At 63.9% G+C, this 13,696-nt stretch carries 13 protein-coding genes and 4 pseudogenes; 8 read left to right on the top strand and 9 right to left on the bottom strand.

What is annotated here, in order from left to right:
• Positions 1 to 40 precede the first annotated feature (40 nt).
• The 3 genes from AB5Y50_RS00205 to AB5Y50_RS00195 form a co-directional block, all read right to left on the bottom strand.
• Complete coding sequence (locus tag AB5Y50_RS00205) at positions 41 to 790, bottom strand: tRNA-uridine aminocarboxypropyltransferase (RefSeq protein WP_102948518.1); 750 nt, start codon at positions 788 to 790, stop codon at positions 41 to 43.
• A 190-nt stretch (positions 791 to 980) separates the two neighbouring features.
• On the bottom strand, positions 981 to 1,970 hold the full coding sequence (locus tag AB5Y50_RS00200; RefSeq protein ID WP_069784642.1) for a D-alanine--D-alanine ligase: 990 nt from the start codon (positions 1,968 to 1,970) through the stop codon (positions 981 to 983).
• A gap of 200 nt (positions 1,971 to 2,170) precedes the next feature.
• The gene (locus AB5Y50_RS00195) at positions 2,171 to 2,779 is read right to left on the bottom strand and encodes a 2OG-Fe(II) oxygenase (protein WP_029314582.1); all 609 of its coding nucleotides are present in this window, start codon (positions 2,777 to 2,779) and stop codon (positions 2,171 to 2,173) included.
• Between the two features lie 207 nt (positions 2,780 to 2,986).
• Between AB5Y50_RS00195 and AB5Y50_RS00190 the strand changes: the two genes are divergently transcribed.
• Positions 2,987 to 3,463, top strand: coding sequence for a glutathione peroxidase (locus AB5Y50_RS00190; RefSeq protein ID WP_102948519.1), 477 nt, complete (start codon positions 2,987 to 2,989; stop codon positions 3,461 to 3,463).
• 260 nt (positions 3,464 to 3,723) lie between these two features.
• Positions 3,724 to 5,112: a DEAD/DEAH box helicase gene (locus tag AB5Y50_RS00185; RefSeq protein WP_010674869.1), complete on the top strand. Its 1,389-nt coding sequence runs from the start codon at positions 3,724 to 3,726 to the stop codon at positions 5,110 to 5,112.
• Between the two features lie 70 nt (positions 5,113 to 5,182).
• Here AB5Y50_RS00185 and AB5Y50_RS00180 read toward each other — a convergent pair whose 3' ends face one another.
• The 3 genes and pseudogenes from AB5Y50_RS00180 to AB5Y50_RS00170 all read right to left on the bottom strand — a co-directional run bounded on the left by AB5Y50_RS00180 (position 5,183) and on the right by AB5Y50_RS00170 (position 7,104).
• Positions 5,183 to 5,620: an acetyltransferase gene (locus tag AB5Y50_RS00180; RefSeq protein ID WP_010674870.1), complete on the bottom strand. Its 438-nt coding sequence runs from the start codon at positions 5,618 to 5,620 to the stop codon at positions 5,183 to 5,185.
• A 36-nt stretch (positions 5,621 to 5,656) separates the two neighbouring features.
• Positions 5,657 to 6,141, bottom strand: a pseudogene (locus AB5Y50_RS00175) (GNAT family N-acetyltransferase).
• 117 nt (positions 6,142 to 6,258) lie between these two features.
• Positions 6,259 to 7,104, bottom strand: coding sequence for a DUF5718 family protein (locus AB5Y50_RS00170; RefSeq protein ID WP_010674872.1), 846 nt, complete (start codon positions 7,102 to 7,104; stop codon positions 6,259 to 6,261).
• Positions 7,105 to 7,371: 267 nt separating this feature from the next.
• On the opposite strand from AB5Y50_RS00170, the pseudogene AB5Y50_RS00165 reads away from it, so the two are divergent.
• The 4 genes and pseudogenes from AB5Y50_RS00165 to AB5Y50_RS00150 all read left to right on the top strand — a co-directional run.
• Positions 7,372 to 7,908, top strand: a pseudogene (locus tag AB5Y50_RS00165) (class IV adenylate cyclase); the annotation flags it as partial.
• A gap of 42 nt (positions 7,909 to 7,950) precedes the next feature.
• A complete protein-coding gene (locus tag AB5Y50_RS00160; RefSeq protein ID WP_010674874.1) occupies positions 7,951 to 8,343 on the top strand; it encodes an NUDIX domain-containing protein in 393 nt (130 codons plus the stop codon).
• Positions 8,344 to 8,444: 101 nt separating this feature from the next.
• Positions 8,445 to 8,951, top strand: a complete 507-nt coding sequence (locus tag AB5Y50_RS00155) for a GNAT family N-acetyltransferase (RefSeq protein WP_010674875.1) — start codon at positions 8,445 to 8,447, stop codon at positions 8,949 to 8,951.
• Positions 8,952 to 9,055: 104 nt separating this feature from the next.
• Positions 9,056 to 9,363 (top strand): annotated as a pseudogene (locus AB5Y50_RS00150) (antibiotic biosynthesis monooxygenase).
• 40 nt (positions 9,364 to 9,403) lie between these two features.
• Here the strand turns inward: AB5Y50_RS00150 and pdxY are convergent.
• The 3 genes from pdxY to AB5Y50_RS00135 all read right to left on the bottom strand — a co-directional run bounded on the left by pdxY (position 9,404) and on the right by AB5Y50_RS00135 (position 12,175).
• Positions 9,404 to 10,267 (bottom strand): pyridoxal kinase PdxY, encoded by an 864-nt coding sequence (pdxY, locus tag AB5Y50_RS00145; protein ID WP_010674877.1) that lies wholly within the window; start codon positions 10,265 to 10,267, stop codon positions 9,404 to 9,406.
• Positions 10,268 to 10,778: 511 nt separating this feature from the next.
• On the bottom strand, positions 10,779 to 11,534 hold the full coding sequence (locus AB5Y50_RS00140) for a DUF429 domain-containing protein (RefSeq protein WP_029314586.1): 756 nt from the start codon (positions 11,532 to 11,534) through the stop codon (positions 10,779 to 10,781).
• 77 nt (positions 11,535 to 11,611) lie between these two features.
• The gene (locus tag AB5Y50_RS00135) at positions 11,612 to 12,175 is read right to left on the bottom strand and encodes a hypothetical protein (protein ID WP_010674879.1); all 564 of its coding nucleotides are present in this window, start codon (positions 12,173 to 12,175) and stop codon (positions 11,612 to 11,614) included.
• 294 nt (positions 12,176 to 12,469) lie between these two features.
• Between AB5Y50_RS00135 and AB5Y50_RS00130 the strand changes: the two genes are divergently transcribed.
• A complete protein-coding gene (locus tag AB5Y50_RS00130; protein WP_041211496.1) occupies positions 12,470 to 12,820 on the top strand; it encodes a phasin family protein in 351 nt (116 codons plus the stop codon).
• Between the two features lie 95 nt (positions 12,821 to 12,915).
• Positions 12,916 to 13,696: pseudogene (locus AB5Y50_RS00125) on the top strand (class I poly(R)-hydroxyalkanoic acid synthase); the annotation flags it as partial.

The raw sequence follows: 13,696 nt of genomic DNA, 5'->3' as shown, positions 1-13,696 counted from the left end.
CGGCTTACCCGGCCAGCCATGTAGCGGCTGCTGATGAGGATTAATCCAGAGCGCGGCTCTGGCCCTTGATGGCCTCCAGCCCCTCCAGCAGGGGCCCTTCATCAGCACCGGGTGCACGGCTAACCCGGCCAGCCATGTAGCGGCTGCTGAAGAGATTGAACCAGAGCTGCAGCGCCTGTCCCGCCCGCAGCTCCCCGGCCACTTCCAGCACGCAGGCGGCCACCTCGGCGGTGCACAGGTGCTCGTCGCTGTGGGCGACGCGCATGCCGTAGGTAGAGAGCGCATCCGGCTTGATGGCGAGCACCGGGAAGCCGTCCAGATAGGGACTCTTGTTGAACATCTTGCGCGCCTCGGGCCAGGTGCCGTCCAGCAGGATGAACAGCGGCTTCTTGCCGGGGGCCAGTACCACCTCGCCGGTCAGGCGGTCGGGCGCTTTCTCGCAGGCGGGAAAGACCACGTAGGGCTGCCAGGCGGGATCCGCCAGCAGGGCCAGCAGCTCGGGATGGGGTTCGGTACGCGACCAGAGAAAGGCCCAGGTGGAGTCCGGCAGCACGTCGGCGATGAGGCGCCCGGTGTTGGAGGGCTTCATGGGCTCGCTGTCATACATCATGAGGCAGAAACCGGCCTCGGCCTTGAGCGCCGGGCGCCAGTCGCAGGCACACCAGTCGTGGCGCAGCTGGCAGGCATCACAGCGTGGCACGCTGCCGCCACGGGCAAGAAAGGGTCGGGTCGAGACGCTCTTGCGCCAGATGCGCAGGCGGTTGACGGCGTGATCGGGGATGGGCTTCATGGAACGCGGCTCTGACGGTGCCTGTGGCGGGACAAAAGGGGGCTAATTGTAACGGCGCGCCCTCCTGGCGGCAAGGCTTGCCGGGCGGCGCCCTGCCCCCTTCCCTCCCCGCGCTCTGCCCGCTTCCCCCCATGAAAAAAGGGGCCCTGAGGCCCCTACTCACCATCCGTTGCAACCGGGTCTGGCGACATCAGACCGACTTTCGCAGGATCTGCTCCAGATAGTGCGCGAAGCTGTGGCCGTGGTGCTCCAGCAGTTTCGGGAACATGGAGATGGAGGTCATGCCCGGGAAGGTGTTGATCTCGTTGAGCAAAATCTCCCCCTCTTCGGTCAGGAAGAAGTCGATGCGCGACAGATGAGTCAGCTTGAGCTGACGGAACGCCTTCAAGGCGTACTCGTGGATGGCATCGGCCTGGGCCTGAGTCAGCCCCTCGGCCTTGAGCGCGGTCTCGGTGTGACTGGCGCTGCTGTACTTCTCTTCATAGGTGTAGAACTTGTCCTGGGGTACGCAGATCTCCCCCGGATAGGTGGCCACCAGCTCGTCACCATACTGGTAGACCGCCACTTCCAGCTCGCGGGGCTTGACTGCTTTTTCGATCAATACCTGCTCGGAGTAACCGAAGGCATCGGCAATGCCCTTCACCAGATCTGCCTCGTTGCTGGCGGAGTAGCAACCCACGGAAGAGCCCTGGGAGGCCGCCTTGATGAAGACCTTGCCCCACTTGGCCAGCGCCGCTTTCGCCTCGGTCAGGCTCGCCTCGCCCTGCTCGGTCAGGAACAGGTAGGGGGTATTGGGGATGCCGATGGCGGTGAGCCACAGCTTGGTGGTGATCTTGTTGAAGCACACCTTGCTCGCCTCGGCGTCACAACCCAGATAAGGCAGGCCGGCCAGCTCGAGGAAGGATTGCAGATCGCCGGTCTCACCGGGATAGCCGTGGATGCAGGGCACCACGTAGTCCACCGGACGGGCCACGCTGTCGAACGAGAGCAGCTTGTCCAGCCCCAGCTTGCACTCGCGACCGTCGGCGGAGAGCCAGCGGTCGGCAAACATCTCGACCCGGGTCACTTCGATACCGGGCAGGAGCCCGAGCTGTTTTTCGAGGAAATTGGCGCTGCGCAGCGAGACTTCGTGCTCGGAGCCGCCACCGCCGCAGAGCAGCAAGACATGCATGTTCTTCATTAGATGTGATCCCTTGGGAGAAGTGGCTTCGTCATCACCATGTCAAACCCAACCGCATGAAAACCGGACGAAGCCAGAAACGAACATAAGTGCGGGCAGTGTAGCAAGGGAGGGGAAGCCTTGTCAGCCGATGGGGCGCACCTCCCCCTGCCCGGACAGATAAAAGTCTCTTCCTGTGTCAGAAACAGGATGAAATGCGCTCAGCGGGGGGGATCGACCCGCCCGGCGCCATTGCCGTTGACCCGAAACCAGCCGGCAATGCTGTAGCGCTCCCGGCTTGCGGGCAGCACCTCGTGGGGAAACTCTTCAGACAGGAAGAGCACCAGCCGCCCGCCCCGGGGGGAGACATCCATCAGAAACTGCTCGCTGTCGTCATAGACCCGCAATATTCCCCCCGCCTCTGGCTGCCAGTCGTTGTTCAGGTAGAACACCGAGGTGAGCCGGCGGTTGGATCGCCCGGCGAAGGCGTCGCGATGGGTGACGTAGAAGTCCCCCTGACGGTAGCGGGCAAAGTGGGCCTCGTAGTCGAACAGCCCCAGCATCAGGCTGCGATTGGCGGCCAGACGCAGGGACTCCATCCGGGCCAGATAGTCGGCCACCGGCGCGCCGAGGGAGGCGTCGAGCCAGTGGATCTGATCCCGACGGATATCGCGGTTGTCCTGATGCAGGGTCTCGCGCCCGATCCCCGCCGGTCGCCACTCGTCCGGCAGGCAGGCCTTGAGGGCATCCACCTCGGCGGCGGTTAAAAAATCATCCACTATCACCCAACCCCGGGTGTAGATGGCATCCATGACGGCTTGATAGTCCAAGATAGGCTCGCAGCGAGGGGAGAGAGTGCGCTTTGTAGCGACTTCGGACCATCGGCACAAACCGGATTGCTTCTCTTGAGAAGTCCCGCCATCAATAGGAGTCTGGGGGGAACAGACGCCCTCCCCCTTGCTCCCCGGCCCTCGGCCCGTTAACGTGCAAGGATTGTCCCCGGGCGCCTTGTCGCCCCTCTTGCATCAGGAGAAACCATGCCCCTGCCCCTCATCCCCCTGCAACGACTCGATGGCACGGCCTGGTCCACCGCCGATCTGCAGGGCCGTGTCGTGCTAGTGGTCAACGTGGCAAGCCGCTGCGGTTTTACCCCCCAATACACCGGGCTTGAGGCCCTCTATCGCCAGTTCGGCCCCCAAGGCTTCGAGATCCTGGGCTTTCCCTGCGATCAGTTCGGCCATCAGGAGCCGGGCGATGCCGAGGAGATCGCCCGCTTCTGCTCGCTCGACTACCCTGTCAGCTTCCCCCTGATGGCCAAGTGCGAGGTCAACGGCGCCGGGGCCCACCCCCTCTATCGCTGGCTCAAGGAGCAAAAGCCCGGACTCCTTGGCAGCGAGGCCATCAAGTGGAACTTCACCAAGTTCCTGATTGACCGTGAAGGCCGGGTGGTGGACCGCTTCGCCCCCCAGACCAGGCCGGAGGATCTGGTGCAGGCCATCAAGGGACTGCTCTGACGGGCGTGCGCCGAGGCCAGGGGGGCCCCTCTTAGCGCCCCCTGGCCTTTCCCTGCCGGGATGGCCGTGGCAACCCTGCTCGCGACACGGCTGCTGCGCGTGCGCCTCGCATCTGCTATATTACGCGCCCACTGTCTCTTGTGCGGTCGCTTTGCCGGGCTCAGGTCCAGCCTCGATGGCGGCCCACCCTATTTTCCATGTCGTGACGGACCAAGGCTGCCGTCACCCGTTGAGCCCAAGGCTCGGAGTGTCCCTCGAACATGTCATTCAATGAACTGGGTCTGTCACCGCACATCCTGCGGGCCGTCAAGGAGCTGGGTTACGAACAACCCACCCCCATCCAGCAGCAAGCCATTCCCGCCATCCTGGCCGGGCAGGACGTGCTGGGCGGCGCCCAGACAGGCACGGGCAAGACGGCCGGTTTCACCCTGCCCATGCTTCATCGACTGCTGGCCAACCACGGCCGTGGCGGTCGTCGCCAGGTGCGAGCCCTGGTGCTGACCCCGACCCGGGAGCTGGCCGCCCAGGTGGGCGAGAGCATCATCAAATATGCCCACCACCTGCCGTTTCGTACCCTGATCGCCTATGGCGGCGTCAGCATCAAGCCGAACCTGGACGCCATCAAGCTCGGGGTCGACATCCTGGTCGCCACCCCGGGCCGCCTGCTGGATCTGCTGACCCAGGGCGCCCTGACCCTGAGCGCCCTCGAGGTGCTGGTGCTGGATGAAGCGGACAGAATGCTCGACATGGGGTTCATCACCGACATTCGCCGCATCATGAAGGCCCTGCCGGAGGAGCGTCAGACCCTGCTCTTCTCCGCCACCTTCTCCAATGACATCAAGGCGCTGGCGGACGATCTGCTCAAGGATCCCACCCTCATCGAGGTGGATCCCAGCAACACCGCCGCCGAGCAGGTAAGCCAGCGCATCATCCAGGTCGATCGGGAACGCCGCCGGGAGATGCTCTCCCACATGATTGGCCGTGGCAACTGGCAGCGGGTGCTGGTGTTCGTGCGCACCAAGCAGATTGCCGACAGGCTCGCCCAGCAGATGCAGAAAGATGGCCTGGATACGGTCGCCATCCACGGTGACAAGAGCCAGGGGGCCCGCAACCGGGCGCTGGCGGATTTTCGTGAAGGCAAGGTGCGGGTGCTGGTTGCCACCGATATCGCCGCACGGGGTCTGGACATCGATCAGCTGCCCCACGTGATCAACTTCGAGCTGCCCCAGATGGCGGAGGATTACATCCACCGCATCGGCCGCACCGGCCGTGCCGGGCGCGGCGGCGAGGCCATCTCCCTGGTGAGCCAGGACGAGCTGGGTCAGCTCAAGGAGATCGAGGCGCTGATCGGCCAATCCCTGACCGTGGAGATCCTGGAAGGGTACGAGCCGAGCGGCAAGCCGAGCCGCCAGACCCTGCCGGGCAGCAAGCCGGTGCAAAACCCGCCCCGCGCCCGTGGCCATGCCAACGCCAAGGGCAAACCCGCCGCCGGGAAAGGCAAGGGGGATGGCGCCAAGAAGCCGGCCCAGCCTGCGCAAAACAAGTCCCGCAAGCGGGAAGTGGTGGGCGAGGACATCGGTTTCGCCCCCATGCGCCGCCTGCCCAAGGCCCAGCGGGGCGACTATCAGGACAACTCCAACGAGGAGTGAGGCGGCGCGAGCACTGCGTCCTGAACAACAATAAACCGCCCGAGGGCGGTTTTTTTATGCTCTGGCGCCCTTAACCGGCGGCCAAGGCCATGTGCAGCAGGGGATAGGGCTTGCCCTGGCCATCCAGGGGGGAGCGCCCCGTCACCTCGAAGCCCAGGTGCTGGTAGAAGCCGACAGCCTGGGCATTCTGTTCGTTGACGTCCACGCGAGTCGCCCCCAGACAACGGATGGCGTGGTCCACCAGCTGGCGGCCGACCCCGCCCCCTCTCGCCTCGGGAGCGATGAACAGCATCTCGATATTGCCCTCAGCCACCCCGATAAAACCGACGATCACGCCATCCTGCCTGGCGCAATAAAGGCGCACGGCATCGAAATAGTGTTCGAGGATGAGAGGCTTGAGGGTGGCGATGTCTTCCTCTTGCAGGAAGTGATGGGTAGCGCGTACCGAGGCCTCCCAGAGAGCGATCAGGGCCGGGTAATCCTCGGTTTGTGCTGGTTCTATCTTCATGAATTGTTGGCTCAATTTATGGCAAAAGCGCCGATGCTAAGCCTTGGGGCCGAACCTCGTCAAGGTGCAGCCCTGGGCCTCTGCCTGCTTGATGACAAACCCCTTCTCGATGCCCGCCTTGAAGCCCAGCTTCTCATAGAGGCGATGGGCTTCATCGCGCCCTTCCCCCGAGAGCAGCATCACCTTGTAGCCATCCAGCCCCCAGGCCAGGGAGAGCGCCTGTTCAAGCACCTTCTGGCTCAGCCCCTGGCGTCGGAACGCAGAGGCCGTTACCACGTGCTCTATGATGCCAAAGGGCCTGCCGCCGTTGCTCAGGGTCGGGATCACCCCGAGCTGGCAGGTGGCGGCGAGCTCACCGCCCACCTTCGCCACGATGATCCGCACCTCGGGCCTGGCCAGCAGGCTCGCGAGCGTCTCCCTCGCCATGGAAAGCGGCATCACGGGATCCCGTGGTCTGAGCTCGGCGTAAAGGCTGAGCAAGCCGCCAGATCCTGCTCCCTGCACTCTCTGATCACCACCATGGCAACCCACCTGATCTGCCACTCCTCTTTCGGCTGATCATGCATGACGCCAGCATGGAGTGTGCGCAGGCATAATAGAGAAAGAAGATGCCTCCCCAGGTTGGGAAGGCATCGCGATCAACGGGTCTTGACCGCCTGGAGCAGGACAGAGACATCGGCGCCAACGCGGCGGGTCGCGATGGCTTCGCGAATGTCGCTCTCGCTGTAGCGACTGGCGGGGTAGACCACCACGCAGGCGGTGTCACCGGGAGCGAGGAAGTGGGTCTCGCCAAAGGGGGTGTAGCGGGTGGCGCCAATGCTGATGAGCGCATGGGCCGGGCGCCCCGCCTGGGCCAGCAGCCCCTGGATATGCTCGGCCGGGCCTTCGTCCTGCTGATGGTTGAACTTGTCGATGGCCCACGCCAGCAACTGACCGTGGAAGTAGCTGTAGTCCACCGCCGCGCTGTCGATCCCGTAGGGGTGCAGCTCCCCGTCCCGCTCCAGATAGCAGGCGATGCGGTAGTCATCGAGCTCGCATCCTGCGGCAAAGTGGGTCAGGGGCAGCAGGTTCGCGGCCAGCCCCTTGCTCTCTTCACCCCAGTTCTTCTTCTCGCTGATCTTGTTGGCATTGGGGCGACGGATGGAGCAGTCGTTGTAGGCGCCAAACGCCTTGGGATGGATGGCCACCACCTGCTCCCCCGCGTACTCCAGCTCGCACCACAGTGCCACCTCGGGTTCAATCTGCACCTTCTCGTCCCCGCTCACCGCCGCCTCCGGCAGGAAGATGGCATCGCCGCTCAGGGGAAAGACCCCGAGCTGGCCGGGATGGTTCGGCACATAGAAGGGGAACAGCGCCTTGGGGGCGACCTTGTCGTCAACCTTGACGGCGACGAAGTCCGCCGCCTCCCCTGCCTGCTCCAGGTGACCGGCGAAGTTGCCCGCCACGCCCAGTCCGATAAAGGGGGGCTGTGAGGTGATCTGCATCTGTGGCTCCACTGGCGCGGCCGGGGCCGCCGCCTCGTTGTCGTTGTTCAGGGCGGAAATACCGCCAAAGAGGGAGCTTATTAGAGCACAGCCCCCGTACGGCGCCCAGCCACCGGGCCACAAGCTGTGCACCAGGGCGGATTTCCCCTCACCATCTGGTCATAAAGTCGGCAGTCGATGCGAAGCTGTGATCCCGATGCTTGGGAGAGCCCGGCACTTTTGCTAGGCTGCCCTATTCATTTGCCGTTCGGGAGCCGTCGCAAGGCCATGGCCACCCACTTTCAGGGGCGCTTCGAGGTGGAGTTCAAATACCGCCTGACGGACAGCGCCGCCTTTGTGCATACCCTCACGGCCCTCAGCCCCGAGGTGATGGTGGCGGACAATCATGAGCAGGACTGCTACTTCGACACGGCAGATGGCGCCCTGGCCCGGGCAGAGAAGAGCCTGATCATCCGCACCATGGCCCCCAGCGGCATCCGGCTCTGGATAGTCAAAGGACCCGGACCCGATCGCTGCGAGGCGGTCAACATCACCGATGCGGACAAGGCGGCCAGCATGGTGCGCACCCTGGGCTACCAGCCGGTGCTGACCATCGACAAGCGGCGCAGCATCTATTTTCTGGGGGCCTTCCACGTCACGGTGGATCACCTGGCAGGCGTCGGTGATTTTGCCGAGCTCGCCATCATGACTGACGACGAGACCGCCCTGCCCGCCTACCGCGCGCAGTTGCTGGCGCTGGCTAGCCGGCTGGGACTGGCGCCCGAGATGCGGGAAACCCGCTCCTATCGCACCCTGAGCGAGCAGCGAGCCCCCCCTTTGACAAGCGGCAACAAGAGGAATCTGCCCATGATCGACAAACTCGCCTGGCTGACCTTCAAGGAGGGACAACTGCTGTGCGCCCGCTCCCACGGCAAGGACATCTACTACATTCCGGGGGGCAAGCGCGAGCCGGGCGAGAGCGACGAGGCGGCCCTCGTTCGTGAAATCGAGGAAGAGCTCGCGGTCATCCTGAAACCCGACACCCTGGCGTTCGCCTGCGAGTTCAGCGCCCAGGCGGACGGCAAGCCGCAAGGGGTGAATGTCAATCTGCGTTGCTACACGGGGGACGCCGACGGCACGCCCGTCGCCTCGGCGGAGATCGCCGAGCTGCGCTGGCTGGACAGCCGCCACCTGGCCGAAGTCTCCCCCGTCTCCCGCCTGCTGTTCCAGTGGCTGGCAGCGCAGGGACTGATCCATTAAGAGACGGCGCACCTGACCGGATGATAATAGCACCGGCAGGAGAGTCCGCGCCCGAGACGTTAATCCCCCACGTGGGCCAAGAGAGAAGATGAGGACATTCAATGGAGATCCTTGAGGTCGAGAGCACCAGAGGCATCAAACCGGCGCTGATCGCCCTGCTGCAAGATTGCGTGGCCAGCGGTGCCTCGGTGGGCTTTCTGCCTCCCCTGCAGGAAGAGCAGGGGCTGGCGTACTGGCAAGGCATCGAGGGGGAGCTGGCGGATGGAGTGCGCAAGCTCTGGGTGGCGTTTGATCAGCACCATCTGGTGGGCGCCCTGCAGCTCTCCCTGTGCACAAAGGCCAACGGGGGCCACAGGGCCGAAGTGGAAAAGCTGATGGTCCACAGCCAGGCCCGTGGCAAGGGGGTGGGCCGCGCCCTGATGAACGCCATGGAGCAAGGGGCCCGGGACGCCAGGCGTACCTTGCTGGTGCTGGATACCCGGGTCGGCGACGTGGCCTCCAGCCTCTATCGCCAGCTCGGCTATCAGGAGGCCGGCCAGATCCCGGACTTCGCCCGCAATGGGGACGGCACCCTCGCCGCCACCCAGTTCTTCTACAAGCAGCTCTGAGGCAGACGGCCTGGCAAGACCGGACAGCGTGCCGGTCTTGCCCCCTCCAAGGCTCGGCGTACATAGGTTTTTGGTTCAATCAGACTCATCGGCAAGGAGCCATCATGATATTGGAAGTCGCCCATCTGCAGATCATTCCCGGCAAGGCCACTGACTTCGAGCAGGCCTTCGCCCGAGCCCAGCACATCATCAGCGCCATGCCCGGCTACCTGGGCCACCAGTTGCAGCGTGCCCTGGACGATCCCCATCACTACCTGCTGCTGGTGCAGTGGGCGCGGCTGGAAGATCACACCCGGGGTTCAGGGGCTCCCCCCGGTACCAGGAGTGGAAGGCCCTGCTGCACCACTTCTACGACCCCTTCCCCAGGGTCGAACATTTTCAGGATGCAACACCGATCAGTGCCGCAAGCTGAACCTTGATCAGCTCGTCCCGTCACGGGCTGATCAATGGCGTCAGGCCAGGCGCTCGGCCCTGTGGGCAATCTGCGGCTCGGCAAAGGCGCTCTGGGCCGCGATGAGCTGCAGCTCGTAGGCATTCGCCTCCCAGGTCTGTCTCAGCACCGCATCCACCGCGGCGTTGGTGCGCTCGAAGGCGCTCACCCCATCATATCCCGCCTGCAGGTTGGCCAGCATCAGGGCGCTGATGAGATCCCCCACGCCCACCGGTTGGCGCGCGAAATCGTAAAGGGGACGGGCGATCAGATAGTCTCCCTCGGGGGTGGCAAGCAGCATCTCGAAGCGGCCGGGGACGCTGGCGGCGCGACCCAGGTGCTTGACCAGCACCATCTTCACCCCCTTCTCCAGCAACTGGCGTGCGGCGACCCGGGTCTGGGCCAGGGTTGTCAGATGGACATCGCACAGGGTCTCCAGCTCCAGCAGATTGGGGGCCATGATGTCCGCCACCGGCAGGGCCTGCTCGGTGAGAAAGCGGGTGACGCCCGGGGCGACGATGCACCCCTTCTCCGGATGCCCCATCACGGGATCGCAGAAATAGAGGGCCGCCGGATTGGCTCGTTTCACCGCCGCCACCACCGCCAGGATCTCGTCCCCCTGCTCCGCCGAGCCCAGATAGCCACTTAGCACCGCATCGCAGCGCGCCAGCACCTCGATATTGCAAAGCCCCTGGCACAAGGCGGCAATGTGGCCCGCCGGCATTGCCATTCCCTGCCAACCCGCCTCGTACTGGGTGTGGTTGGAGAACTGCACCGTATTGATGGGCCACACCTCCATGCCGAGACGGCGCATGGGGAACACGGCGGCGCTGTTGCCGGCACAGCCAAACACCACGTGGGACTGGATAGAGAGAATGCGTTTCATCGACACCACCGGACAAGAAGCCTGAGGAAAAGAGGCAATATATCGGATGAAGAGACGGCTCTTCCAGCAATTAACGCCCTGACTCCCTATTTATGCTTCTGCAGGCTTAACCTGCCGCATATTTGACCCCCGCTACCCTGTTTCTGTACAACCCTGGAGCCATCTCCCCGCTGCTGCGGGGTGATAAATGTACTTGTACGTCTCTTGTCTGATGGCATACAAGGTGATTTTTAAACCAGCCATGAACAGTCGGGATCAAGGATGAGGTCCGATGAAAAGGCGCCAGTCGGCAGTCGGCAGTCGGCAGTCGGCAGTCGGCAGTCGCAAAGTAAGGCAACAAGGGCAAGGGTCAAGGAGACGTCGGAAGATCACAGGACAAAGGCGGCCTCCCCTTGCCTGACACCGTGGCAACGGCAAGCCATACGCAGTGGCGACAGCAAGTCACGTCACCAGTGCCGTGACTGCAGCGAGTCGCCAGCAGTCGTCAGAGGGAGCGCGGTGCTTGGGCGTCTCAATCCCGGGCGAAGTGGTAGACCCAGCCTTCGTCCGGTGCCATCTCCTCCGGCAGGTCCACCAGAGCAGGCAGCGAGGTGACGGCCCCTTCGGCCGCATATTGCAGGGCCATCAGGGCGCAGAGCGCGGCATCATAGGGATCCGTTCCAGGGATGAGGATTGCTGGCAGGTGGGGTTGCAGCTCGGGCCGCACAGCAGAGGCTTTGCCCCCCATTTTGGCCAGGGCGGGATAGACCTCCAGCACCGCGCGCCCGGCAGCCCTCGCCCGTTTTGGCACCAGTTGCAGATCCCCGAGGCGCGGCAGCATGGAGAGGGCCAGGGTGGCGTTGTTGCCGAGCCTGTCGAAGGTGGCGGAGAGGGGCTTCTTGCCATAGTGCTGATAGAGCCAGCGCTCGCAATCCCGGTAGGCGTAAGGGTTGTCAATCTCCCGCTGGGGCACGGGAAAGCCGCTCCCCCACCCCGCCAGCAGATCGGCGAGGGCGCGGGGAAAGGCCAGGGGCGCATCGATGCCGAGAGCAAGGCGCGGGCAGGCCAGCACCTGCATCAGCGCCACCTCGTCTTGCAGGGCCGGGCGCAGCAGGGCATCCAGATCCGGCGCGACCCGGGAGCTCAGGCGAAACAGGGGGGAGATCCCGAGCCAGTGCAGACGCGACTCCCGGGCCTGCCAACCCACCACCGCCACCGCCTGGGCATTGCCCTGCCAGCCCCTCACGTCCCAGCCGATGCCGATGGCGTCCATGTGTTCCGTTGTCATGCCCCTGTTACCTCTGTGCAGCCTTGATGGAGCACAGGGTAATGGCTGCCCCTCCTAAAGCAAGGGCAAGTTGGTCCCTAGAAGGATTTCTTGAAGTTGATCAGGGGCAGAATGGGGAAGATGCCGTTCTCGGCGTAGTTGGCCAGGCCAATCTGCAAGCCGTCCAGGTGCTTGGTGGCATTGACGAATCCCAGCTGGAACGTGGTGCGTTCGGCATAGTTGACGAAGCCGACGTTGGCCAGGGCATTGCCCTGGGCGATGTTGACCGCCCCCCAGTTGAGCCCCTTCACATTGTTGGTCAGGTTGACGAAGCCCAGATTGAGGCCGGTATCCTGCCCTTCGTGCCAGTTGACGGCGTTGATGGCGACCCCGCCAAACTGATGGCGCACCCGGCTCGCGCCAAAGAACACACCAAGCTGCAGGCCGGTGAATTGATCCACGTCGGAGAGGGCGAACACCGGCAGATCGATCCCCTTCACCTGGCCGGTGCGGCCGTAGAGGAAGGAAGCCCTTGCCCCTTCCACCTGATTGGACGAGGGCAGGTTGACACCGGGCAGGGAGATCTGGACCGGCGTGCTGGCCTGGGCGACACCGGCGAGGGTCAGGGCACCACAGCCGAGCAGCAGGGCGAACGGTTTCATCGGGGATTCCTTGTGAAGAGGGTGTGGCTCAAGGGTACCAGCGCAGGCCCCGGGGAACGAGACCCCGCCCCCTGCCCTGCGTCACCTCTCGTCTGAACCCGGGGATGGCTCTCTCGGCGGATTGGAAAATTCAAACAGAAACTAACATTTATACCAAAGGTGGATTGGTTGCAGAATTCTCAAACGTGTGTTTGAACAGAGCAAACAACACGTAACACAGGGATGACGTGCTGTACCCGTAAGAAGGGTCGATTGACCCGCAAAAACAGTGTTCTGCCGAACCGGAGACCCATGATGAATATGGACGTGATCAAGAGCTTTACCGAGCAGATGCAAGGCTTTGCCGCTCCCCTCACCCGCTACAACCAGCTGCTGGCCAGCAACATCGAACAGCTGACCCGGTTGCAACTGGCGTCCGCCAATGCCTACGCCGAACTGGGGCTCAACCAGTTGCAGGCCGTCGGCAAGGTGCAGGATGCCCAGAGCCTGGCGGCCCTCGGCACCGTGCAGCTGGAGAGCGCCAGCCAGCTCTCCCGCCAGATGCTGGATGACATCCAGAAGCTCAGCACCCTCGGCCAGCAGTTCAAGGAAGAACTGGATGCCCTGACCGCAGATGGCATCAAGAAGAGCACGGGCAAGGCCTGATAACCCCTGGCTGCCCGTCTTGCGGGCAGCCACATCTCCCCACGACTCGACAGAACGGGCAAGTGCCCGCCCCGGGCGTGGGTGAAGGAGAACACATGAGCCAATCATCTTACGGCCCGCTGTTCGAGGCCCTGGCCCACTACAACGACAAGCTGCTGGCCATGGCCAGAGCCCAGACCGAGCGCACCGCCCAGGCCCTGCTGCAGACCAGTCTGGACGATCTGGGCCAGGTGCTGGAGCAGGGCAGCCAGCAGCCCTGGCAGCTGATCCAGTCCCAGATGAACTGGTGGCAGGATCAGCTCAAGCTGATGCAGCACACCCTGCTCAAGAGTGCAGGCCAGCCGAGCGAGCCGGTGATCACCCCGGATCGCAGCGATCGCCGCTTCAAGGCCGACGCCTGGAGCGAGCAACCCCTCTATGACTACCTCAAGCAATCCTATCTGCTGACCGCAAGACACCTGCTGGCGGCGGTGGATGCCCTGGAGGGCGTGCCCGAGAAGAGCCGGGAGCGACTGCGCTTTTTCACCCGCCAGTACGTCAACGCCATGGCTCCCAGCAACTTCCTGGCCACCAACCCGGAGCTGCTCAAGCTCACCCTGGAGTCCGACGGCCAGAATCTGGTGCGCGGCCTTGCGCTCCTGGCCGAAGATCTGGAGCGCAGCGCCGATCACCTCAACATCCGCCTGACCGACGAGTCCGCCTTCGAGCTCGGCCGGGATCTGGCGACCACCCCGGGCCGGGTAGTGCTGCGCACCGAGCTCTTTGAGCTCATCCAGTACAGCCCGACCACAGCGACGGTGGGCAAGACCCCGGTGCTGGTCGTGCCCCCCTTCATCAACAAGTACTACATCTTGACATCCTCCCCCACCTTAGCGC

The sequence above is a fragment of the Aeromonas sp. s6 genome, from assembly GCF_040907815.1.
In the GTDB taxonomy this organism is placed as follows: domain Bacteria; phylum Pseudomonadota; class Gammaproteobacteria; order Enterobacterales; family Aeromonadaceae; genus Aeromonas; species Aeromonas caviae.
This window is presented reverse-complemented; position numbering and strand designations above follow the sequence as displayed.